Origin of the sequence: Phenylobacterium sp., assembly GCF_035944335.1 — a bacterium.
In the GTDB taxonomy this organism is placed as follows: domain Bacteria; phylum Pseudomonadota; class Alphaproteobacteria; order Caulobacterales; family Caulobacteraceae; genus Phenylobacterium.
Genome location: NZ_DASZBG010000035.1, coordinates 1 through 21,493, shown reverse-complemented (window position 1 = coordinate 21,493; position 21,493 = coordinate 1). Strand labels below are relative to the sequence as shown.

General features: G+C 71.0%; 25 protein-coding genes, 1 tRNA gene and 1 riboswitch. Of the genes, 13 read left to right on the top strand and 13 right to left on the bottom strand.

Annotated features, from left to right (window positions below; all coding sequences use genetic code 11):
- The 3 genes from purH to VGT80_RS06410 all read right to left on the bottom strand — a co-directional run.
- The coding region (gene purH / locus VGT80_RS06420; protein ID WP_327453989.1) for a bifunctional phosphoribosylaminoimidazolecarboxamide formyltransferase/IMP cyclohydrolase at positions 1–1,208 on the bottom strand (1,208 nt) is incomplete at its 3' end.
- A gap of 22 nt (positions 1,209–1,230) precedes the next feature.
- Positions 1,231–1,314: riboswitch (ZMP/ZTP riboswitch) on the bottom strand.
- A gap of 38 nt (positions 1,315–1,352) precedes the next feature.
- The gene (rpe, locus tag VGT80_RS06415) at positions 1,353–2,012 is read right to left on the bottom strand and encodes a ribulose-phosphate 3-epimerase (protein WP_327453987.1); all 660 of its coding nucleotides are present in this window, start codon (positions 2,010–2,012) and stop codon (positions 1,353–1,355) included.
- Positions 2,013–2,029: 17 nt separating this feature from the next.
- Complete coding sequence (locus VGT80_RS06410) at positions 2,030–3,304, bottom strand: RsmB/NOP family class I SAM-dependent RNA methyltransferase (protein WP_414693896.1); 1,275 nt, start codon at positions 3,302–3,304, stop codon at positions 2,030–2,032.
- A 95-nt stretch (positions 3,305–3,399) separates the two neighbouring features.
- On the opposite strand from VGT80_RS06410, the gene VGT80_RS06405 reads away from it, so the two are divergent.
- A complete protein-coding gene (locus VGT80_RS06405; protein WP_327453983.1) occupies positions 3,400–3,594 on the top strand; it encodes a succinate dehydrogenase assembly factor 4 in 195 nt (64 codons plus the stop codon).
- On the opposite strand, the gene pyrF is transcribed toward VGT80_RS06405, so the two are convergent.
- Positions 3,581–4,312, bottom strand: coding sequence for an orotidine-5'-phosphate decarboxylase (gene pyrF, locus VGT80_RS06400; protein WP_327453981.1), 732 nt, complete (start codon positions 4,310–4,312; stop codon positions 3,581–3,583). The genes VGT80_RS06405 and pyrF overlap by 14 nt on opposite strands.
- 86 nt (positions 4,313–4,398) lie before the next feature.
- Between pyrF and VGT80_RS06395 the strand changes: the two genes are divergently transcribed.
- The gene (locus VGT80_RS06395) at positions 4,399–5,088 is read left to right on the top strand and encodes a MarC family protein (protein WP_327453979.1); all 690 of its coding nucleotides are present in this window, start codon (positions 4,399–4,401) and stop codon (positions 5,086–5,088) included.
- 42 nt (positions 5,089–5,130) lie between these two features.
- On the opposite strand, the gene VGT80_RS06390 is transcribed toward VGT80_RS06395, so the two are convergent.
- Positions 5,131–5,931: an SDR family oxidoreductase gene (locus tag VGT80_RS06390; protein ID WP_327453977.1), complete on the bottom strand. Its 801-nt coding sequence runs from the start codon at positions 5,929–5,931 to the stop codon at positions 5,131–5,133.
- 191 nt (positions 5,932–6,122) lie between these two features.
- On the opposite strand from VGT80_RS06390, the gene VGT80_RS06385 reads away from it, so the two are divergent.
- From VGT80_RS06385 to VGT80_RS06375, 3 genes are all read left to right on the top strand, one after another.
- A complete protein-coding gene (locus VGT80_RS06385) occupies positions 6,123–8,039 on the top strand; it encodes a potassium transporter Kup (RefSeq protein ID WP_327453975.1) in 1,917 nt (638 codons plus the stop codon).
- A 3-nt stretch (positions 8,040–8,042) separates the two neighbouring features.
- Positions 8,043–8,357: a hypothetical protein gene (locus tag VGT80_RS06380; protein WP_327453974.1), complete on the top strand. Its 315-nt coding sequence runs from the start codon at positions 8,043–8,045 to the stop codon at positions 8,355–8,357.
- Positions 8,358–8,430: 73 nt separating this feature from the next.
- Positions 8,431–9,675: an argininosuccinate synthase gene (locus VGT80_RS06375; RefSeq protein ID WP_327453972.1), complete on the top strand. Its 1,245-nt coding sequence runs from the start codon at positions 8,431–8,433 to the stop codon at positions 9,673–9,675.
- Positions 9,676–9,684: 9 nt separating this feature from the next.
- Here the strand turns inward: VGT80_RS06375 and VGT80_RS06370 are convergent, their stop codons facing one another.
- The gene (locus tag VGT80_RS06370; RefSeq protein WP_327453970.1) at positions 9,685–9,891 is read right to left on the bottom strand and encodes a KTSC domain-containing protein; all 207 of its coding nucleotides are present in this window, start codon (positions 9,889–9,891) and stop codon (positions 9,685–9,687) included.
- Positions 9,892–10,025: 134 nt separating this feature from the next.
- On the opposite strand from VGT80_RS06370, the gene VGT80_RS06365 reads away from it, so the two are divergent.
- Together VGT80_RS06365 and VGT80_RS06360 are read left to right on the top strand one after the other, a co-directional pair.
- Positions 10,026–10,430 (top strand): MAPEG family protein, encoded by a 405-nt coding sequence (locus tag VGT80_RS06365; RefSeq protein WP_327453968.1) that lies wholly within the window; start codon positions 10,026–10,028, stop codon positions 10,428–10,430.
- Between the two features lie 105 nt (positions 10,431–10,535).
- The gene (locus VGT80_RS06360; protein WP_327453966.1) at positions 10,536–11,117 is read left to right on the top strand and encodes a CC0125/CC1285 family lipoprotein; all 582 of its coding nucleotides are present in this window, start codon (positions 10,536–10,538) and stop codon (positions 11,115–11,117) included.
- A gap of 80 nt (positions 11,118–11,197) precedes the next feature.
- On the opposite strand, the gene VGT80_RS06355 is transcribed toward VGT80_RS06360, so the two are convergent.
- Positions 11,198–11,764 carry a DUF4337 domain-containing protein gene (locus VGT80_RS06355; protein WP_327453965.1) on the bottom strand — a complete coding sequence of 189 codons (567 nt, stop codon included), beginning with the start codon at positions 11,762–11,764 and terminating at the stop codon, positions 11,198–11,200.
- A gap of 167 nt (positions 11,765–11,931) precedes the next feature.
- On the opposite strand from VGT80_RS06355, the gene VGT80_RS06350 reads away from it, so the two are divergent.
- Together VGT80_RS06350 and VGT80_RS06345 are read left to right on the top strand one after the other, a co-directional pair.
- Positions 11,932–12,237 (top strand): hypothetical protein, encoded by a 306-nt coding sequence (locus VGT80_RS06350; RefSeq protein ID WP_327453963.1) that lies wholly within the window; start codon positions 11,932–11,934, stop codon positions 12,235–12,237.
- A complete protein-coding gene (locus tag VGT80_RS06345) occupies positions 12,238–13,734 on the top strand; it encodes a fatty acid--CoA ligase family protein (RefSeq protein WP_327453961.1) in 1,497 nt (498 codons plus the stop codon).
- Here the strand turns inward: VGT80_RS06345 and VGT80_RS06340 are convergent.
- The 5 genes from VGT80_RS06340 to VGT80_RS06320 form a co-directional block, all read right to left on the bottom strand.
- Complete coding sequence (locus tag VGT80_RS06340) at positions 13,731–15,110, bottom strand: amidohydrolase family protein (RefSeq protein ID WP_327453959.1); 1,380 nt, start codon at positions 15,108–15,110, stop codon at positions 13,731–13,733. The genes VGT80_RS06345 and VGT80_RS06340 overlap by 4 nt on opposite strands.
- Complete coding sequence (locus tag VGT80_RS06335; RefSeq protein ID WP_327453957.1) at positions 15,107–16,135, bottom strand: CoA transferase; 1,029 nt, start codon at positions 16,133–16,135, stop codon at positions 15,107–15,109. Before VGT80_RS06335 ends, VGT80_RS06340 begins: the two co-directional genes overlap by 4 nt.
- The gene (locus VGT80_RS06330) at positions 16,132–17,115 is read right to left on the bottom strand and encodes an enoyl-CoA hydratase/isomerase family protein (RefSeq protein WP_327453955.1); all 984 of its coding nucleotides are present in this window, start codon (positions 17,113–17,115) and stop codon (positions 16,132–16,134) included. The genes VGT80_RS06335 and VGT80_RS06330 overlap by 4 nt, the downstream gene beginning before the upstream one ends.
- A 131-nt stretch (positions 17,116–17,246) precedes the next feature.
- Positions 17,247–17,321 (bottom strand) — tRNA-Gly (locus tag VGT80_RS06325).
- 150 nt (positions 17,322–17,471) lie between these two features.
- Entirely contained in the window at positions 17,472–18,215 is a 744-nt protein-coding gene (locus tag VGT80_RS06320) for a DUF6065 family protein (RefSeq protein ID WP_327453953.1), read from the bottom strand.
- 101 nt (positions 18,216–18,316) lie between these two features.
- Between VGT80_RS06320 and VGT80_RS06315 the strand changes: the two genes are divergently transcribed.
- The 4 genes from VGT80_RS06315 to VGT80_RS06300 all read left to right on the top strand — a co-directional run bounded on the left by VGT80_RS06315 (position 18,317) and on the right by VGT80_RS06300 (position 20,751).
- Positions 18,317–18,838, top strand: coding sequence for a prolyl-tRNA synthetase associated domain-containing protein (locus VGT80_RS06315; RefSeq protein ID WP_327453951.1), 522 nt, complete (start codon positions 18,317–18,319; stop codon positions 18,836–18,838).
- Positions 18,839–18,913: 75 nt separating this feature from the next.
- Positions 18,914–19,840, top strand: coding sequence for a co-chaperone YbbN (locus tag VGT80_RS06310; RefSeq protein WP_327453949.1), 927 nt, complete (start codon positions 18,914–18,916; stop codon positions 19,838–19,840).
- A gap of 11 nt (positions 19,841–19,851) precedes the next feature.
- Entirely contained in the window at positions 19,852–20,511 is a 660-nt protein-coding gene (locus tag VGT80_RS06305; protein ID WP_327453947.1) for an LON peptidase substrate-binding domain-containing protein, read from the top strand.
- A 9-nt stretch (positions 20,512–20,520) separates the two neighbouring features.
- Complete coding sequence (locus VGT80_RS06300) at positions 20,521–20,751, top strand: Trm112 family protein (RefSeq protein ID WP_327453945.1); 231 nt, start codon at positions 20,521–20,523, stop codon at positions 20,749–20,751.
- Between the two features lie 28 nt (positions 20,752–20,779).
- On the opposite strand, the gene VGT80_RS06295 is transcribed toward VGT80_RS06300, so the two are convergent.
- A partial coding sequence (locus tag VGT80_RS06295) for an FAD-dependent monooxygenase (protein ID WP_327453943.1) occupies positions 20,780–21,493 on the bottom strand: 714 nt, incomplete at its 5' end.

Sequence of the window (21,493 nt, the reverse complement as noted above, 5' to 3'; positions counted from 1 at the left end):
ACCTTGAGGTCCGCCGGCGTCAGGCGGGCGTCGTCGCGGCTCTGGAGCAGGAACCCGCCGGACACCGACTTGAAGGTTTCGCCCGGCGCCTGCGGGTCCGGAAGGCCGTCGGTGATCAGCAGGCGGACATTCTTCTTCTTGCGGAACAGGGCCACGGCGTCCTCGTCGGCGCCGGGGGCGATCACCACTTCGGTCAGCAGGTCGAGGATCTTCGCCGCCGTCGCCGCGTCCAGCGCCTGGTTGAGCGCGATGATGCCGCCGAAGGCGCTGACCGGATCGCAGGCCAGCGCGCGCTCATAGGCTTCCAGCACCGTGCGCCCGGTGGCCAGGCCGCAGGGATTGGCGTGCTTGATGATGGCGCAGGCCGGCCCCGAGTCGGCGAACTCGGCGATCAGCTCGAAGGCGGCGTCGGTGTCGTTGATGTTGTTGTAGCTGAGTTCCTTGCCCTGCAGCTGGCGGGCCGTCGCCACGCCGACGCGCGGGTTCGGGAAACGGTAGAAGGCGGCCGTCTGGTGCGGGTTCTCGCCGTAGCGCATGGTCTGGACCAGTTCGCCGCCGATCGATTTTCGCTTCGGCGTGCGGTCGTCGAGTTCCCACGCGAACCACGAGGCGATGGATGAGTCGTAGGTCGCCGTTCGCGCATAGGCCCGCGCCGCAAGCCGCTGCCTGAGGCCGAGCGAGGTTGCGCCATCGGCTTTCAGCGCCTCCAGCACCTCGGTGAGGTCGGCGGGTTCGGTGCAGACGGCCACATAGCCGTGGTTCTTGGCCGCCGAGCGGATCATCGCCGGGCCGCCGATGTCGATGTTCTCGATGCAGGTTTCGAAGTCGGCGCCGGAGGCCACGGTCGCCTCGAACGGATAGAGGTTGACGTAGACCAGATCGATCCCGCCGATCCCATGCTCGTCCATCGCCCGTTTGTGCTCCGGCGCGTCGCGCACGCCCAGCAGGCCGCCATGCACGATCGGGTGCAGGGTCTTCACCCGCCCATCCATCATCTCCGGGAAGCCGGTGAGGTCGGAGATGTCCTTCACGGCCAGGCCCGCCTCGGCGATCGCCTTGCGGGTGCCGCCGGTGGAGACCAGCTCCACGCCCATGTCGCTGAGCGCCCTGGCGGCCTCGACCAGACCGGTCTTGTCGGAGACGGAGATCAAGGCCCGCTTGGGGACGACACGGTCGGGGGCGGCGGGAAAATCGGGGGCGGCGGGCACGGCATTCTCCTCAAGAGTTCGGAAGAAATGCCCAGGCGAGCGGCGTCGATATGGTCCCGCGCTCCCCGGTGGTCGCCCACCTCATTCGCCAGTTACACAGGATGAGCGGGAGGTAAGCCGCGCTCCCTTCGGCGTCAATGCGCGCTAGTCGCGCAGCGCCGCGATGTTGGCCGCGTACGTCTCGGGGCCGCCTCTGAACACGGCCGTGCCGGCCACCAGGGCGGTGGCGCCGGCGGCGATGCACTTGGGGGCCGTCTCCGGGGTCACCCCGCCGTCCACCTCCAGCGCGATGTCGCGGCCGGTGGCGTCGATCATCTTGCGCAGCGCCTCGATCTTCCGCAGCTGCGAGGTCATGAAGCTCTGGCCGCCGAAGCCCGGGTTGATCGACATGACCAGGATCAGGTCGACCTCGTCCATCATCCACGAGATCACGCTCGGATCGGTCGAGGGGTTGAACACCACCCCGGCCTTGGCGCCCAGCTCGCGGATGCGTTTCAGCGTGCGGTTGAGGTGCGGCCCGGATTCCGGGTGCACGCTGATGATGTCGGCGCCGGCGGCGCGGAACGCCTCCAGGAACGGATCGACCGGGGCGATCATCAGATGGACGTCGAAGGGGATCTTCACGTGGGGGCGCAGCGCCTTCACCACGTCGGGGCCGAGGGTGATGTTGGGCACGAAGTGGCCGTCCATGACGTCCACGTGCAGCCAGTCGGCGCCGGCGGCCTCGACGGCGCGGGCCTCCTCGCCCAGTCGCGCGAAGTCGGCCGCGAGAATCGAAGGCGCGATGATGGTCTTGCCCGCCATGCCCTCCGCTTAGCCGATCAGGCCGCGCGCCGGAAGCGGGCGATATAGAAGCCGTCGGTCCCGCCCGGCCGGTGGTGCGGCAGGATGCGCAGCGTCCCGTCGGCTTTCAGGCTGGCCTCGGGCGCGCCGCCTTCGCCGGCCGTCATGGGCTCCAGGGCGAACCCCGGCGTGCGGGCCAGGAAGCCCTCCGCCTGGGCCTCGCCCTCCTCCGGCTCCAGGGAGCAGACGCAATAGACCAGGCGCCCGCCCGGCTTCACCCGGCGCGCGGCGCTGTCCAGCAGCCGCGCCTGCACGGCCGCCAGGCTCGCCACATCCTTGGGGCTCGCCACCCAGAGCACATCGGGATGACGGCGGAAGGTGCCGGTGGCCGAGCAGGGGGCGTCGAGCAGCACGGCGTCGAAGGTCCTGGGATCGGCCCAGGTCGCCGCGTCCGCCTCCACGACCTCCGCGGCCAGGCCGGTGCGGGCGAGGTTCTCGACCACCCGGGTCAGGCGCGCTCCGGAACGGTCGACGGCCGTGGTGATGGCGCCGGCCGCCGCCAGCTGCAGGGTCTTGCCGCCAGGCGCGGCACACATGTCCAGCGCCGTCTGTCCGGGTTCCAGTCCGAGCAGCCGCACCGGGACGGCGGCCGAGGCGTCCTGCACCCACCAGCTTCCCGCCTCGAATTGCGGCCAGCCGGTCAGGTCGCCGCCGCGCTCGGTGCGCAGGGTCCCACCCGGCAAGACCTGCGCCTCCAGCTCGGCGGCCAGCGCCCCGCCCTGGGCGGGGTCCTTCAGCGACAGGTCGGTGGGCGGCTCCTGCGCGATCGTCGCGGCCACGGCGCGCGCCTCCGCCTCGCCGAACGCGGCGCCCCACCGGGCGTAGAGCCAGGGCGGCGCCAGGCGGTCGGGGTCGGCGAGGTCCGGCGGCTCCCGGGTCAGGCCGCGCAGGACGGCGTTGACCAGGCCCTTGAACGATGGCGGGGAGAGATCGACCGTCGCGCCCACCGCGGCGTGCGGCGGGGTCTTCAGCACGAACAGCTGGGCGGCCCCGAGCCGCAGGATGTTCACGACCCGCTCCGGCGGCGCGCGGTTGAGCTTCGCCTGCAGGGCGGCGTCGATCGGCCCGAGGTGGCGCAGGGTCGCCATGGCCAGGGCGCGAGCGAAACCGCGATCCCGCGGCTCCAGGGCCTTCAGTTGCGGCTGGGCGAGCGCGCCCTCGATGCCGGCGCGGCCGGAGAGAGCCGCCTGCAGGATGTCGAGGGCGGCGGCGCGGGCGGGCAGGCCCGCGGCATTGGGATCGGATGAACTCACCGGCGCCGGCGTGCCGGTTAAGGCCGGCCGACGCAAGCGCTTCCTCGCATCGTCGGCCCTGGCGGGCGGCGGTCCGAAAGCCTAGATTTGGGGGTATGGACAAGACCCCGCCCAACGCCGCGCCCGGCAAGGCGCTGTCGCCGCAGGCGCTCCGCGCCCTGGAAGAGGCCGCCGCGCGCCAGGCCGCCCAGCCGCAGCCGCAGCTGCCGCCGGAAGTGCGCGGCCCCAAGGGCCTCGAACCCACGCGCTACGGCGACTGGGAGCGCAAGGGCATCCTCAGCGACTTCTAGCCGCCTGGGCCATCTCCGCGGCGACGCGCAGCGCCGCGGCGTGGGGATTGTTGGCCGCGGTGATCGGCCGGCCGCAGACGATGTGCGAGGCGCCGGCCCGCAGCGCCTCCAGCGGCGTCGCGGCGCGGGCCTGATCGTTCTTCGCCGACCAGTCCGGCCGCACGCCCGGCGTCACCACCAGGAAATCCGACCCGCCCAGGGCACGGGCCAGAGCCGCCTCGTGGGGGCTGGCGATCACGCCGTCGCAGCCCGCGGCGATGGCCTGGTGGATGCGCCGTTCGACCAGGGCCCGGGCGTTCTCGGCGTAGCCCATCTCCTTGAGATCCGCGTCGGCCAGGCTGGTCAGCACGGTCACCGCCAGCACCTTCAGGCCTGAGCGCCCCCGGCCGCGCACCGCGGCGGCCATCACCTGCGGTTCGCCGTGCACGGTGATAAAGTCGCAGCCGGCGCCGGAGATCGCCGCCGCCGCCCGCTCCACCGTGGTCGGGATGTCGTGCAGCTTCCAGTCGAGGAACACCTGCTTGCCGGCCCGCTTCAGCTCGCGCGCCAGCGCCATGCCGTCGGTGGCGAACAGCTCCAGGCCCACCTTGTAGAAGCTGACCGCCTCGCCGATCTGCTGGATGGCGGCGCGCGCGGCCTCGGCGGTGGGGAAGTCCAGCGGCACGATCAGGCGGGGATCGGCGGCGGCGTGACCTTCGGCGAGGGCGGGGGCGGCCATGGCTCTAGCTCCTGTGGCGGGCAGGCGCGCGCGAAGGCTCTGCCAAGAACGTTCGGCGGCGCAGCGATTTGGGCTAAGAGCCGTGCATGGGCCAGGGCGAGTTCGCGGTCAACTTCTTCGTGGCGCTGTTCGCGCTGATCGATCCGGTGGGGAACGTGCCGTTCTTCGCGGCCGGCACGGTCGGCGTGAGCGGCCGCGACCGCGCGCAGATCGCCCTCTACATCTCGCTCTTCGTGCTGGGCTTCCTGACCTTCTTCTATTTCACGGGCCTCAGCCTGCTGGCCTTCTTCGGCATCTCGCTGCCGGCCTTCCGCATCGCCGGCGGCGTGATCCTGTTCATCCTGGGCCTCGACATGGTGCGCGGCGACATGGCCTCGAAGTCCGCCGAGGTGGCCGAGGCGACGACGCCCAAGTCCAAGCGCGGCCAGGCCTCCGTGCGCTTCGAGCGGATGATCGTGCCCTTCGCCATGCCGCTCCTGATCGGACCGGGCGCGATTTCGACTGTGATCATCTACGCCAGCCAGGGGCGCGCCTTCGGGCTCACCGGGGCTGCGGTCGGCGTCGGCGTCATCGCCGCGATCGCCGTCGCCACCCTGCTGGCCTTCCTGGCGACGCCGATCATCACCCGGATCCTCGGCAAGATCGGCCTGACCATCGTGGTTCGGGTGCTGGGCCTCATCCTCTGCGCCATGGCGGTGCAGTTCATGCTCGCCGGCTTCTCCGACGCCACCCACGGCCTGATCCGCCACGACACCGCGGCGCCGTATCAGAAGTGACCGCGAAGCGAGTCGTCCCGGCGAAGGCCGGGATCCATGCCGCTACATCTTCCGGAACTTCGGTCCCTGGCTGGCCATCAGCGCCAGGCCCCAGTCGTCGGGGATCAGCTTGGTGAAGGCGGCGATCGCCTTGTTCGGCGCGCCGGGCACGCAGACCGCCCGGTTGGCCTCCACCGCCTCATAGCCCGTGGCGGCCACCTCATCGGCCCCCAGCCACAGCCATGGCGGCGTCGAGGCGCTGATCTGGGCCCGCGTGCCGTTGACGTCGTGGAACTCCGAATAGGTGAAGCCGGGGCAGAGCGCGGTGACATGCACCCCCTGGTCCGCGGTCTCGAGATGCAGGCTCTGGGAGAAGCGGATCATCAGGGCCTTGGTCGCCCCATAGAGGGTGTGGCCGGCCGAGCCCGGGATCAGCCCGGCCAGGGAGGCGACATTGACGATCCGCCCAAACCGCCGCTCGACCATCCCCGGCAGCACCTTGTGCGCCAGCTCGCATGGGGCGGTGACCATCACCTGCAGGAAGGCCTGCTGGTCCTTCCAGCTCGTGTTGGCATAGGCGCCGGGCAGGCCGTAGCCGGCGTTGTTGACCAGGGCGTCGACCACCCGGCCATTGGCGGCGAGATGATCCAGGATGTCCTGCGGGGCCTCGGCCCGGGCGAGGTCGGCGGGTATGGTCAGGGTCTCGACGCCGGCCCGCATGCGGATTTCCTCGGCCAGGGTCTCCAGCCGGTCGGCGCGCCGTGCGGTCAGCGCCACGTCGTAGCCGTGGCTCGCGAAAATCCGGGCGAAGGCCGCCCCGATCCCGGCCGAGGCGCCCGTCACCAGCGCCAGTCTGCGATCCATTGCGCGATCCCCCTCGCCGGTGTGGAAACTAGGGCCTACACCTGCGCATTCAAAGAGCCGGCGCGGCGCGCCCCCACGGCAAAGCCGCATTCGATTGAACAGGACGGGCATTTCGGTGTATCGCGCCGGCCGATCGACGGCATGGGGCCGCCCAAGGGAACCGCTTCCCGGCGCGTTCCCGGAGACATTGGATGGCTGATCCGGCCGGCGGCGCCAGCGAGGCGCCGGAGGAGACGCAAGCCGCGCATTCCGAGAGCTTCTTCGCCCTCGCCCTGGGGTCCATGGGCGTGGTGTTCGGCGATATCGGGACGTCTCCGCTCTATGCCATGCGCGAGGCGCTGCATCACACGCGCGCCACCGTCGATCCGCAACTGGCCGTGCTGGGCGTCGTCAGCCTGGTGATCTGGGCGCTGCTGCTCATCGTGACGGTGAAGTACGTCGTCTTCCTGATGCGCGCCGACAACAAGGGCGAGGGCGGCACCTTGGCGCTGATGGCGCTGGCCCAGCGCATCGTCCCGCGGCGTTCGGGCCTCGTGCTGCTGCTCGGCATGCTGGGCGCGGCCCTGTTCTACGGCGACGGGATCATCACCCCTGCCGTCTCGGTGCTCTCCGCCGTCGAGGGGGTGCGCGACGCCCCGGGCGCGCCGCACGGGGTGGCCAACCTCGTCCTGCCCGTCTCCATCGCCATCCTGGTGGGGCTGTTCCTGGTGCAGTCCAAGGGCACGGCCAGCGTCGCCAAGTTCTTCGGCCCGATCACCGCGGTGTGGTTCCTGGTGCTGGCCGGGCTTGGCCTCTACCACATCAAGGAAGACCTCACGATCTTCCGGGCGGTGTCGCCCCACTATGGCGTGATCTTCCTGTTGCAGAACGGCTTTCTGGGCTTCGTCATCCTGGGGTCGGTCTTTCTGGCGGTGACCGGGGCCGAGGCGCTCTACGCCGACATGGGCCACTTCGGGAAGAAGCCGATCCAGGCGGCCTGGGTGTTCCTGGCGCTCCCGGCCCTGCTCCTCAACTACCTGGGTCAGGGCGCGCTGGTGCTGCGCCACCCCGAGGCGCGGGTCGAGCCGTTCTACCGGATGATCCCGGAGCCGATCTATTGGCCGGTGCTGCTGCTGGTCACCGTCGCCACCATCATCGCCAGCCAGGCGGTGATCACCGGCGCCTTCTCCATGACCCAGCAGGCGGTGCAGCTGGGCCTCTTCCCGCGCATCGACATCCGCCGGACCTCCGAGACCCAGGCCGGGCAGATCTTCGTGCCCTACGTGAACAACATGCTGATGATCGGGGTCGTGATCCTCCTGATCACCTTCCGCACCTCCTCGAACCTGGCCGCGGCCTACGGCATCGCGGTCACCGGGGCGATGTTCGTCGACACCTTGCTGTTCTTCGTGATCGTCCGCTGGATGTGGAAACGGCCGGTGTGGCAGGCGGCGCTCGCCTCGGGCGGCTTCGCCATCCTCGACATCACGTTCATCTCTTCGAACCTGCTCAAGATTCCGCAAGGCGCCTGGCTGCCGCTGGTGCTGGGCGCGGGCCTGGTCACCATCATGCTGACCTGGACCCGCGGCGCGCAGATCCTCACCGACAAGACCCGCCGCGACAGCGTGCCCCTGGTCGAGCTCTCGGAGATCCTCAGGGCCCGCGCGCCCTACCGCGCGCCCGGCACGGCGATCTTCCTGACTTCCGATCCGGAGATGGCGCCCGTCGCCCTGATGCACAATCTCAAGCACAACAAGGTGCTGCACGAGAAGAACATCATCCTGACCCTGCACACCGCCGAGACCCCGCGGGTCAGCGAGGCGAACCGGGTGCGGATCGAGCCGGTGAACGAGGACTTCAAGCGGATCATCGTCACCTACGGCTTCATGGAGAGCCCCAATGTGCCGCGCGCCCTGGCGCTCTGCCGCAAGCTCGGCCTGAAGTTCGACATCATGGCCACCAGCTTCTTCCTGGGCCGCCGCTCGGTGGTGCCCTCGGCGCAGTCGGGCATGCCACTCTGGCAAGACAGGCTGTTCATCTTCCTGATGAAGAACGCCGCCAATCCGACCGATTTCTACAAGATCCCGCCCGGCCGCGTGGTCGAGATGGGCGCCCAGGTCACCGTGTAGGCCGTGATCCTCACCTACCTTGGCGACGCGCTCTGGGTCATCGGCCTGACCATCATGTTCTCCGCCTCGCGGGCGGCCTGGTCGCGGACCCGGCCCGGTGAGAAGCTGGTCCTGCCGATCGGCGAGATCGGCCGCGGCCTGGGCGTCTGGGCCCTGCCCGGCGCCGCCTTCGCCTTTTCCCTGTGGCTGGCCCTGCAGGCCCGCGAACAGACCGGCGATCTGGCCGTCATCCTGTTCGGCGTCCGCGCCACCGGCGCCGCGCTCTTGGCGCTCCTCCACCTGCGCTGGCTCAAGGCGGCGATGGACCGGCGGCAATAGTCCTTGAACGGCGGGGTCTTTGGTCCTTAAAGGCGCGCGACCTTCGAAACCTCCGTCAGGACGAACGCCCGCCATGGCCGACAAGCCCGTCAAGAAAGTCGTGCTCGCCTACTCCGGCGGCCTCGATAGCTCCACGATCGTCAAGTGGCTGCAGGTCGAGCTGGGCGCCGAGGTGGTCACCTTCACCGCCGACCTCGGCCAGGGCGAGGAGGTCGAGCCGGCCCGCCAGAAGGCCATGACCCTGGGCGTGAAGCCGGAGAACGCCTTCGTCGAGGACGTGCGCGAGGAGTTTGTCCGCGACTACGTCTTCCCGATGTTCCGCGCCAACACGGTCTATGAGGGCCAGTACCTGCTGGGCACCTCCATCGCCCGGCCACTGATCGCCAAGAAGCAGATCGAGATCGCGCGCAAGACAGGCGCGGATGCGGTCGCCCACGGCGCGACCGGCAAGGGCAACGATCAGGTGCGCTTCGAGCTCGCCTACTACGCCCTGGAGCCGGACATCCGCGTCGTCGCGCCCTGGCGCGAGTGGGACTTCAAGAGCCGCGAGGCGCTGCTGGACTTCGCCGAGAGGCACCAGATCCCGATCACCAAGGACAAGCGCGGCGAGGCGCCGTTCAGCGTCGACGCGAACCTGCTGCACTCCTCCTCCGAGGGGAAGGTGCTGGAGGACCCCGCCGTCGAGCCGCCGGAGTTCGTGCATATGCGCACGATCTCGCCGGAGGCCGCCCCGGACAGGCCGACCCTCATCACGATCGACTTCGAAAAGGGAGATCCGGTCGCCATCGACGGCCATAAGCTCTCGCCCGCGGCCCTGCTGACCAAGCTCAATGAGCTCGGCCGCGACAACGGGATCGGCCGCCTCGACCTGGTGGAGAACCGCTTCGTCGGCATGAAGTCGCGCGGTGTCTATGAGACGCCCGGCGGCACGATCCTGCTCGCCGCCCACCGGGGCATGGAGTCCATCACCCTCGACCGCGGGGCCATGCACCTGAAGGACGAGCTGATGCCGAAGTATGCCAGCCTGATCTACAACGGCTTCTGGTTCGCGCCCGAGCGCGAGATGCTGCAGGCGGCCATCGACCTCAGCCAGCAGATGGTCACCGGCCAGGTGCGGGTGAAGCTCTACAAGGGCAATGTCACCGTGATCGGCCGCTCCAGCCCCTATTCGCTCTACGACCAGGATCTGGTCACCTTCGAGGAAGGCGCGGTCGCCTACGACCATCGCGACGCGGCCGGCTTCATCAAGCTCAACGCGCTGCGGCTGCGCGTGGCGGCCAACCGCGACAAGCGGATCAAGGACCCGTCCGGGGGCTAGGTCCCCGGGCTAGCTGTCCAGCCGGTTGTACGGATAACGGTCGCGGATTTCCGCCTGGAAGAACCGGCCCTTGGAGTCGGCTTCCACGAAGGAGCGGTGCACCTCGCCGGGCACGCCCACATAGACATAGCGCTCGCCTGAGACGAAGCGCACGAGCAGCTTCGCCCGCTCGGCGTCATAGTCGATCTGCTGGATGGCCGCGGAGTCGATGTCCATCGGCGGGCTCCCAAACGCTCTGTCTCGGGACTCAAACCCCCGAGGCGCCGGGGCTGGTTCCCTTTTCCCCGCCGATCGTGCGAAGTTGGTCGCGTACGGCGGCGCTTGTTTCGCTGGCACGGGGGGATTTCGTCATGCAATCACACGCCTTGGTCGCGCTCGTCACGCTGCTGGCCCTGCTGACCTATTTCTGGATGGGATTGAACGTTGGCCGCGCCCGCGGCAAGTCCGGCATCGCCGCGCCGGCCACCACCGGCGATCCGACGCTCGAGCGCGCCTTCCGCGCCCACTACAACACCCTGGAATGGCTGCCGCTGTTCCTGGTCTCCATGTGGCTGTTCGCCCTCTACTGGAACGACCGCGTGGCCGCGGCCGTCGGCGTGGTCTGGATCGTCGGCCGCATCCTCTACGCCACCGGCTACGTCGCCGATCCGGCCAAGCGCAGCACCGGCTTCCTGATCCAGCTTGCCGCCACCGCGGTGCTGCTGTTCGGCGCGCTGGGCCGCATCATCTATGTCATGGCGGTCGTCGGCGGCTGATCCGTCGCACGCTGCAATTGAACTGAAACAAGGCAACCACAATTGCGGCGGAGTGTTGTGGCGCTAGTGGTCCACTCGAGGGACAACCCGGTTACGAGTCAAACAATGGCCAAGACATCAGCCGCCTTCGCCGTCGCCCTGGCCCTCACGGCCGGCCTCGCGGCCTGTGCGACGCCCACGCCCTACCAACCGAATATTCCGGGACAGGCGTCGTCGGGCGGTTATTCGGAGCTGCGGATCGAGCCGGACCGCTGGCGGGTCACCTTCAACGGCAACAGCCTGACCTCGCGGGAGACCGTCGAGGCCTATCTGCTGTACCGCTCCGCCGAGCTGAGCGTGCAGCAGGGCTACGACTGGTTCTCGATCGTCGATCGCCACACCAACCGCGACGCCCACACCTATGTGCAGCCCGATCCGCTCTACCAGCCCTGGTACGGCTATGGCGGCTGGCGGCCGAGTTGGCGGTTCCAGCGCCGCGGCCTCGGCTGGCGCACCTGGGACCCGTTCTGGGGCGACCCCTTCTGGGCCGACCGCTATGACGTGCAGACGGTGGAGCGCTTCGAGGCCTCGGCCGAGATCGTCATGCACCATGGCGCCAAGCCGCCCGGCGACCCCGGCGCTTTCGACGCCCACGCGGTGATCGACAGCCTGCGGCCGCGGATCCAGTACCCCGCGCCGCCGAAGTAGCCGGCGGCGCGCCGCCGACCGATATTTGCTGCGCAGCCGGACGCAAAGGTGGCCTCGACCTTTGCTGGCTGTCGCGACGATCAGGTCAGGAAGGCGACGCCGAACAGGGCCAGGCCCACCACGGCCAGCGCGATCGAGCCCAGCCAGAAGTGCCGGCGGCGAGTGATGATCGCCACGGTGCAGATGGCGATGCCGATCTCCAGCATGGTCGCCGCCCCGGTCAGCCAGTGGTGACGATGCTCGTGCAGGCCGCTGGCGGCCATCAGCCTGTCGCGCTCGGCTTCCTTCTCCTGGGCGCCCTTCTTGATCTCCGCCTGCTTGGCGACCTGCTCTTTGGCCGTTTTGGCGTAGTCCTCCGCCTTGGGCCCCTTGGTGTCGGCCGCGATGCCATAGAGGTGCTTTTTCAGGCTGTCGGCCTGGTACTCGTTCCAGGAATCGGTGGCCTGGTCCTGCTTGAGCACCGCCTCGCTGGCCGAGGTGATCGCCCCGCCGGCCTCGATGGTCTCCAGGCTGCCCACGCCGGCCGCCAGCACCGCCAGGATCGCGATGGTGATCGAGACGCGGCTGATGAACGGGTCGTGCTCGTGCGCCGCATGCTCGGCATGTTCGGCGTGTTCATGCGCTTCCAGCGCCGGATCGTGGGTCATGCTGCTCCGCCCCCTAATTGGCCGCGCCCGTTTACACGACCCCGGAGCGAGGGTCACGAGGTCACCGCGCCCCGCGCGAGACCTATCGCAGTCATGACAGGGGGCCCATGCTGGACCAGGATATCGAGGTCGCTTAGCAAGTCAGCCCGTGTGGCGCGGAGGAGCGTATGGAACTGAAGCCAGGGTCGCGCTGGAGAAGCGCGGTTTGCGACGGCGAATTCGTCGTGGTGCGCCCGCCCAAGGCGCCGGTCAGCCTCGAGTGCGGCGGCGCGCCGGTGATCCCCCATGCGCAGGCGCGGCCCGACGGCTCGCCCCACGCCGACCACGCCGCGGGCGCCGGCGCGGGCAAGCGCTATGCCGATGAGGAGAGCGGCCTGGAGGTGCTCTGCTCCAAGGCCGGGGCCGGATCCCTGTCGGTGGATGGCCGCCCGATCGGCCAGAAGGACGCCAAGAAGCTGCCGGCCTCGGACTAGATGCACACCGCCCTGCTCCTCGACATGGCCGCCGACGCGGCGCCGGATCGGCTGGCGTTCGGGCGGCTGGCCGACGGCCTGACCTTCGCCCAGGCCCGCGACCGGGCGCGGGCGGCGGCGGTCTGGCTGGCGGGGCTGGGCGGAGAGACCGTCGCCTTCGTCGGCCTGAACGGTCCCGCCCTGCCGCTGGCGCTGTTCGCGAGCGGGCTGCTCGGCAGGCCCTTCGCGCCGCTGAACTACCGGTTGCCCGACACCGCCCTCGGCAAGCTGCTGGCGCGGACCGCGCCATCGGTGGCCATCGTCGACGACGACATGGTCGCGCGGCTGGCCCCCGCGCCGGGCGTCACCGTCGTCGCCCGCAGCGCCTTCGAAGCCGCCGCCGCCGACCCTGGGCTGGCCCTGGCCGCCCTGCCCGACGTCGAGCCGGACGTCGCGGTGCTGCTGTTCACCAGCGGGACCACCGGCGAGCCCAAGGGCGCGATCCTGCGCCATTCGCACCTGACGTCCTACGTGATCTCGACCGTCGAATTCCTCGGCTCGGAGGAGGACGAAGCCGCCCTGGTCAGCGTGCCGCCCTACCACATCGCGGGCATCTCGGCGGTGCTGACCGGGGTCTACAGCGGCCGCCGGCTGGTGCACCTGGAGGCCTTCACGCCCGAAGCCTGGGTCGACGCGGCGCGGCGCGAGGCGATCACCCACGCCATGGTCGTGCCGACCATGCTGGACCGCATCCTCGATATCCTGGAGGCGGCGGGCGAGGACCTGCCGGCGCTCAAGGCGCTGAGCTATGGCGGCGGGCGCATGCCCCTGCCGGTCATCGAGCGGGCGCTCCGCCTCCTGCCGCACGTCGATTTCGTCAACGCCTATGGCCTGACCGAGACCAGTTCGACCATCGCGGTGCTAGGCCCCGACGATCACCGCATGGCCATCTATGCCGACGACCCCGAGGCGCGCCGGCGGCTGGGATCGGTGGGCAAGCCGCTGCCCGGTCTGGAGCTGGAGATCCGAGGCCCCGAGGGCGAGGTGCTGGCGCCGGGCCAGGCGGGTGAGATCTATGTCCGGGGCGAGCAGGTCGCCGGCGAATACACCCACAAGAAGCTGCTCGACGAGGCCGGCTGGTTCGCCACCAACGACGGCGGCTTCCTCGATGCGGACGGCTATCTCTTCGTGGAAGGCCGGCTGGACGACGTGATCGTGCGCGGCGGCGAGAACATTTCGCCCGGCGAGATCGAGGACGTGCTGCGCGAGCATCCGCAGGTCGAGGACGTCGCCGTGCTCGGCGTGCCGGACGACCGCTGGGGCGAACGGGTCGCCGCCGCCGTGGTGGCGCGCGGCGCGACGCCGCCCGCGCCCGCCGATCTGGCCGCCTGGGTGAAGGCCCGCCTGCGCTCGACCAAGACGCCGGAGGTCTGGGCCTTCCGCGACGCCCTGCCCTACAACGACATGGGCAAGCTGCTGCGCAGGCAGTTGCGCGCGGAGATGGCCGAGACGGTCTAGCCGCCGCGCTCGAAGACGACCTCACCGCCGATCAGCGTCGCGGCCACGCGCGCCGTGCTCGGCTCCGCCAGGACCTCGGCCAGGGGCGCGTCCAGCAGGCAGAGGTCGGCCGCCGCCCCGCGCGCCACCCGGCGGGCCCGGCGGCCGGGCGCGGCCTGCTCATCGAGATAGAGCGCCAGGGCCTCGCCCGCGCTGACGCGCTCCGCAGCGCCCAGCACCGCGCCCCCCAGGGTGCGCCGGTCGACGGCCGCGGCGACGCCCAGCCACGGGTCCGCCGAGCCGTAGGGCGCGTCGGAGCTGGCGGCGACGGGGATGCCCGCCGCCCGCAGACTGGCGCAGCGGTAGAGGTCGGGGAGGTCGGCCGCGTCCACCTCGGCCAGATAGCGGTCGCCACGCTCCGCAACGAACACCGGCTGGGTGACCACGCTCAGTCCCAACGCGCGCAGCGCGTCCAGCGCCTCGGCGGCGATCACCCCGCCGTGCTCGATCCGGTCGCCGGGCCGCGCGCCCGCCGCCTGGAGCGCCGCCAGGGTGAGGGCCAGTTCGCCGGCGGTCACGCAGTGCGTCGCGACGGCGCGCCCCCAGGCCCGGGCCTCGGCGATGCGGGCGATGAAGTCGTCCAGGTCGGGCAGGGCGTGGTCGTCGAGCAGCACCTTCACCGGGCCCACGGCGAAGGCGGCGTCCGCCGGCGCCTCCAGCGCCCCCCCGCTCATCAGGGTCAGGCGCTGTGGCAGGTCGCCGGCGCGGCGCGCGAGCGCCAGGGCCGCGGCGGCGCTTGCGTCGGTCGTCACGCTGGCGTCGGTGAGGGTGGTGATCCCATGCGCGGCGAGGCGGCGCCCGAGGGGCGCGAGCGGCGGCGGCTGCGATCCGATGCGGCTCCGCAGCCAGGCGTCGCCGCGCCACAGCCGCCCGGCGGCGCGCTCCAGGCCCGGCGGGTCATCGCCCTCGCCCAGCGCCTGCAGGGCGGCGCTGTTCAGCAGCCACAGGGCCCCCGTCTGGTGCTGCACCCGCACCGGATGGCCCGGGGCCAGCCGATCGAGGTCCTCGCGCGTCAGCGGCCCCGCCGTGCTCTCGTGGTAGCCCAGCACGCGCAGCCAGGCGCCCGCCGGCCGCTCGGCCAGCCCAGCCGCGATCCGCGCCGCGAAGGCCGCCGGACCGACAGCGTCCTCGACCGTCACCGAGCCGGCCCGCGCCGCCAGGGCGAACAGATGGATGTGATGGTCGCAGAGACCGGGGATCAGCGCGCCGCCCCGGCCGTCCAGCTCCGGGCCCGCCGATCGCAGCCGCGCGCCGATCTCGGCGATCCGGCCGTCTTCGATGCGGACATCGAGGCCCGCTCGCCCCCGCACCTCGACGTTGCGCAGCAGGAGGGTCATGCCGCGCGGGCGATCTCGCAGGCCGCCGCCGCCCCGGCCGCGGAGCCGGCCAGCGACACGTCCACCAGGCCGCCGCCGGCCTCCAGGGCCTGCAGCGCTCCGATGGCCGCGGCGAGGCCGGTCACCGGGTCGGCCAGGGCGTCGCCCAGGAACCGCGGCTCTCCGGCGGAGGTCCAGGAGACCAGGCCGCCGGCCGCCGCCGCATCGTCCCCGAACGCCACGCGCTCCCCCACAGCCCCGGTCCAGCCGTAGCCGGTGATGGCGGTCCAGACGAGGCCAGGGTTGCGGGCGAACACCGCCTGCGGATCGAGGCCCAGGCCGCTGAAGGCGCGCGGCCGGGCGCTGGTCACCAGCACGTCGGCGTCGTCGATGGCCTCGCACAGCCGCGCCTGTCCCTGCGCCGTCGTCAGGTCCAGGGCGAGTTCGGCCTTGCCGCCGTTCAGCCGCTGGAAGAACGCGGGCGTCGAGCCGCGCGTCGGATCGGGTCGCCGCCGGCTTTCGATCTTGACCACCCGGGCGCCCATGGCCGCCAGAATCGCGCCGCACAGGGGTCCCGCCCAGAGCGCCGACAGGTCGACGACCTTGAGTTGGCCTCCGGATCGCCGCGCCATGCCCCGACCCATCGCGATGCGCGGCGCATCGAGACTGTCGCGCACCACCTCGCCCACCGCGGCGGCGGGCAGGCCGATGAGGCTCGCCCGCGCGATCAGTTCCGCGCGGGAATGGCCGCGCGCGGCGGCCGCCACCGCATCCCAGGGGTCGCCCACGATCTCGCGCTCCAGCCAGGCGCCGATCAGTTCGCCGTCCTCCGGACGCGCCAGGTTGAGCGCCATCCAGCCGTCGCCGGCCTGGAACAGGCGGCAGGCCCGGTTCGGCGAGGCCAGGCCCGGCGGGTCCAGCGGCAGCTGGCCCGCGCGGTCGAGGATGCCGAGCGCCTCGGCATCCACCCGGCGGCCGAAGCGGGTCGTCAGCTCCGCGAGCTTGCCGCAAAGCATCGCCAGTGCGGGGGCGATGGGACCGGTCATGCCACGATCTCGTCGACGAGACCCCAGGCGAGCGCGGTCTCCAGGTCGAGGTCCTCCCCAGCGATGGCCAGCCAGCAGGCGCGCTGGCGGCCGACGCGGCGCGGGATCGTCGCCGTGCCGCCGGCTCCGGGGATCAGGCCCATGGCGACCTCGGGCAGCCGGAAACGGGTTCCGGGCGAGGCGGTCACCCGGGCCGCCGCCGCGGGGATCTCTATGCCCGCGCCCACGCAGGCGCCGTGCAGCCGCACCGTCAGCCGCCCACCCAGCCGCTGCGCCAGCCGCGCGGGGGAGCGCAGGGTGCGGATCAGGTGCGCCGCGCCGGGGTCGTCGGCCCGGCCAAACTCGTCGAGGTCGCCACCGGCGCTGAACGCGGGCCCGGCGCCGTTCAGCACCACCGGCGGGCCATCGGGATGTTCCGCGGCGAAGGTCAGGGCGTCCGCCAACGCGTCACGCATCGCCGCGTCGAAGGCGTTGCGGCGGGCGGGACGGTTCAGGCGGATCTCGAGGGCGGCGCCGGTTTGCGAGACGAGCACGCGGGGTTCCGGCGTCTCGGGCCGGTCCCGCACCGGCGTCGCCGCGCGCCAGGCGCGGAAGGGGGCCGAGGCCAGCAGCATCGAATAGGCCAGGGATTCCAGCGCCAGGGCGTCCTCGAACGGGACCCGCAGCGTCATGCGCAGCACCTGGGCCGCCACGGTCGCGGCCAGCGGCTGGCGGGCTGCCGCCGCCCGCAGTCGGGCGATCGTCGCATCCAGCTGGCCCGCGTCGACGCCAACCCACGGCCGCGGCGCCGCCGGGTCGGCGCTGAGCAGGATGTCGAAGGCCTCGGGCGCCTCGGGCGGGATCGGGCCGTGGCGATGCACGCCGACCCGCACCAGGCCCGGCGTGTCGTCCGCGCCCGCCGACGCTGCGGCGAGCTCGGTTAGGGCGAGACCGGCCGCGCCCAGGTCGGTCAGGTCGGCGATCAGCGCCTCGCCCGGCAACCGCGTCCTCCTCGCCACTGCAGCCCACGCGGGCAATCTAGGGCGATGTCGGCGGGGCCGATAGCGTCACGCACGCGAAGGCGCACGCCCCGCAGGGCGGGCTCACGCGCGCGATGTCGTCGGATGAATATTGGAGCGGGCGATGAGATTCGAACTCACGACCCCAACCTTGGCAAGGTTGTGCTCTACCACTGAGCTACGCCCGCGCTCCTCGGCGGCCGGTGTCCTGGCCCCCGAAATTCGAGAGGCGGCTTATGGCAGACGACCCCCCGGTTTGCAAGCGACCGGCTGACGCAATTCTCGCCCTTTCCGGCCCTGCGCATTCGCCCCGGGCGTTCGGCTTCGCCGGCCCCGTCTCAGCCGCCGAATTTCGGGGTCTTCAGGCGGCGCTTGTTGACGTGGTCCTGGCGGGCCGGCGCCACCTCCTCGGGGAACTCGCCCTTGAAGTAGTAGCGCTGCCAGGCCTGCTTGGTGGCCTCCGGGTCCTGGCGGAAGATCTTCTGGTTGAATTCCGAGCGGTGCTTCTCCCAGACGTCGTACTGGTGGCGAAGCTCCGGGTTCTTGTCCATCCGCCGGATCACCGGCTGGATTTCGTGCAGCGTCTTGTCTTCCAGCAAGGTGATGAAAGCGAACGGCTCGCCCTTCTCGAAGCGCACCTTGCCCGGCCGGGTGAACACCCAGTTCATGGTGAAGGGGAAGGGCAGCCAGTCGGTCTCGACAACGCCCGACAGCGGCTGGATGCCGTCCTTCACATGGTTGGGCGGCCCCATCACCCACATCGACCAGCCGGGCGGGGTGCGGAACAGATAGCCCGAGTGGAAGGTCAGCACCCCGTGGCTGAAGTGGCTCTGGGCGTGCTTGTGGAAGTCCGGGTGCGGATGGTCGGGGGTGAGCTTGATGTCCTGCTGGTGCGTCCCGCCGGTCCACTCGGCGGTGAAGCTCAGCGGCGAGAGCAGCTCCCAGCCCGAGGTGTTGGCCATGGTCAGGGGCAGGCAGCGATAGGGGTGCCGCTCGGCGAAATGGTCCATCCAGGCGCGGTTCGGCCGCCCGGCGACCATCTCCGGCGGCCGTTCGGTGGTGGGGTAGCACTCCAGTTCCATGCGCAGTCCGACCGGTATGACCAAGGGCGTGCAGACCCTTAAGCCGCCGTTCGCCCCCCCGTCTAGTTGGCTAACCGTCCAGTTCGGCTATCTCTGGGACGATGACGACGCGCGCAGAGCTGCTGGCCTTCCTTGACGCGATCGGGACCGACCACGCGACCACCGATCACCCGGCGGTCTTCCGGGTCGGCGAGGGCGAGGAGATCAAGCACGAGATCCCCGGCGCCCACACCAAGAACCTGTTCCTCAAGGACGCCAAGGGCCAGATCTGGCTGATCTCGGCGGAGGGTCACGCGGTGATCGACCTGAAGCGGCTGCCCGCCGTCATCGGCTCGGCCAAGCTTTCGTTCGGCAATGCCGAGCTGATGGAGCAGGCGCTCGGCGTCACGCCGGGATCGGTCACCGCTTTCGCCCTGATCAATGACAAAGCCCATCGCATCCGCTTCGTCCTCGACCGGACGCTCGCCGAGGCGGGGCAGGTGAACTTCCATCCGCTGACCAACACCGCGACCACCACCATCTCCCAGGCGGGCTTTCGGAAATTCCTGGCCGGCGTCGGCGTGGCGCCGCTGGTGGTGGACTTTGCGGCCATGTGCGTGGTTGATCCCGCGCCAATCTGTTGAGGCGCGTTGAAGCCGTCACGTCTTGCGACCATGTTTGGACGCGCGCGTTCTGATTTCGAAGAGGGAAGCCATCCCATGACCCTGATCGGTGAAACCAGCGGCAAGGCGCCCAAGGGCGCCGCCGCGGCCGGCGACCTCATCAAGGACGGCACGGACGCCAGCTTCATGGCCGACGTCATCGAGGCCTCCAACACCCAGCCGGTGATCGTCGACTTCTGGGCGCCGTGGTGCGGGCCGTGCAAGCAGCTCGGGCCGGCCCTGGAGAAGGCCGTCGCCGCCGCCAAGGGCGCGGTGAAGCTGGTCAAGATCGATATCGACAAGAACCCCGCCTACGCCGGCCAGCTGCGCGTGCAGTCGATCCCGGCGGTGTTCGCCTTCGACGGCGGGCGGCCGGTGGACGGCTTCATGGGCGCCTTGCCCGAGAGCCAGGTGAAGGCCTTCGTCGAGCGGCTGGTCAAGGCGGACGCCGGCGGGGCCGCCGGCTCGCCCGTCGACGACCTGCTGGAGCTCGCCAGGGAATCGCTGGAGATGAACGACCTGGGCGGCGCGGCCCAGGCCTACGCCCAGATCCTGCAGGCCGAGCCCGAGAACCCCAAGGCGCTCGGCGGCCTGGCCCGGCTCTATCTGCAGAACGGCGACCCGGAGCGCGCGCGCGAGGTCCTGGCGATGGCCCCGCCGCAGGCCAAGGACCCCGACCTCGACAGCGTCCGCGCCGCCCTGGCCCTGGCCGAGGCCGCGCCCTCGGAGACCGCTCCTTTCGAGCAGCGGCTGGCCAAGAATGCGGACGACCACGAGGCGCGCCTGGAGCTCGCCAGGGCCCTGGCCGGGTCGGGGCGCATGGACGAGGCGGCCGACCATCTGCTCACCATCATCGAGCGCGACCGCGAATGGAACGACCAGGCGGCCCGCAAGCAGCTCCTGCTGGTGTTCGAGGCGGCCGGGCCGATGTCGGAGGTCGCCAAACAGGGCCGCCGCCGGCTGTCGGCCATCCTGTTCAGCTGAAGGAGCGCGTCATGCCGGGCTATCGACGGGCGGCGGATCTGCCTCAGCTGATCCCGCTGTTTCCGCTGGACGGGGCCCTGCTGCTGCCGGGCGGCGAGCTGCCGCTGCAGATCTTCGAGCCGCGCTACCTCAACATGGTCGACGACGTCATGGCCGGCGACCGGGTGGTCGGCATGATCCAGACCAAGGGCGGCGACAAGTCTCGGCCCGTGCTGGCCGACGTCGGGTGCCTGGGCCGGATCACCAGCTATGCCGAGACCGCCGACGGGCGCTACCTGATCACGCTCACCGGCGTCTGCCGCTTCGAGCCGGGCGAGGAGCTGAACCTGCGCACCCCCTACCGCCAGGTTCGCGCCCGCTACGACCGCTTCGAGGACGACCTGGCCGATGACGAGCGCGAGGAGGCGCCGCAGGCGGTCCGCGACCGCTTCGCCAAGGCGCTGAAGGCCTATCTGAACCACCGCGAGCTGGACATCGACTGGGAGACCGCCACCACCGCCCCGCTGGAGCCGCTGGTCAACAGCCTGGCCATGGGCCTGCCGTTCGATCGGGCCGAGAAGCAGGCCCTGCTGGAGGCCCCCGCCCTCACCGACCGGTTCCAGGCCTTGACCACCCTCCTGGAGATCGACTGCCTGGACGACGGCGATGACGAAAGCCCGTCCATGCAGTAGAGCGGGGGCATGAGCGAGACGCCCGACCCCGCCGTGCCCGAGACGACGCCGGACGCCAGCGTGGAGGTCGATCCGCGCCTCCTGGAGATCCTGGTCTGCCCCGTGACCCACGGCGTGCTGGAATACGACCGCGTCCGCGGCGAACTGATCAGCCGCTCCGCCCGGCTCGCCTACCCGATCCGCGACGGCGTGCCGATCATGCTGCCGGACGAGGCGCGGGAGCTGGGCGAGGGGGAGTAGCCATCCCTCCTCTCTAGGCGAGGGATGATCAGAGCGCCTCGCCTCGGAACAGCCGCGGCAGGTCGCCCACCGCGCCACCGGCTTCCTGCATGAAGAAGGTCCGCGCCGGCCCGATCCGGTTGACCGCCGCCATGCCGATCCCGCGCCCAAGCCTGAGCAGCGGGTGGTCGTTGGAGAACAGGCGCACGAACAGGTCCATGCCGGCCGACAGCGCCGCGGTGTCGAAGCGCCGCCAGGCTGCGTAGCGCTCCAGCACGCCTGCCGAGCCGAAGTCCTCGCCCAGGCGCGCGGCCTCGACGAGGGTCTGCGCCAGCGCCGCCGCGCCCTTGAGGCCGAGGTTGAGCCCCTGGCCGGCGATCGGATGCACGGCGTGGGCGGCGTCGCCGAGCAGGGCCACGCGCGGGGCGACCATCCGTTCGGCCAGCTGCAGGCTGAGCGGATAGGTGAACACCGGGCCCTGGCGGGTCGCCTCGCCGAGGAATTCGCCGAACCGGCGCTGCAGGTGGGCGTGGAACATCTCCGGCCGGGCGGTCTTCAGCGCAGCCCCGCGCGAGGCGCTCTCCGTCCAGACCAGGCTCGCGCGATCCTCGGTCAGCGGCAGGATGGCGAAGGGCCCCGATGGCAGGAAATATTCATGCGCCACCCCCTCATGCGGCCGGTCGAGCTTCACGGTGGCGACGACGCCGACCTGGCGATAGTCCCAGCCGACCGTCCCGATGCCGGCCTGTTCGCGGATCACCGA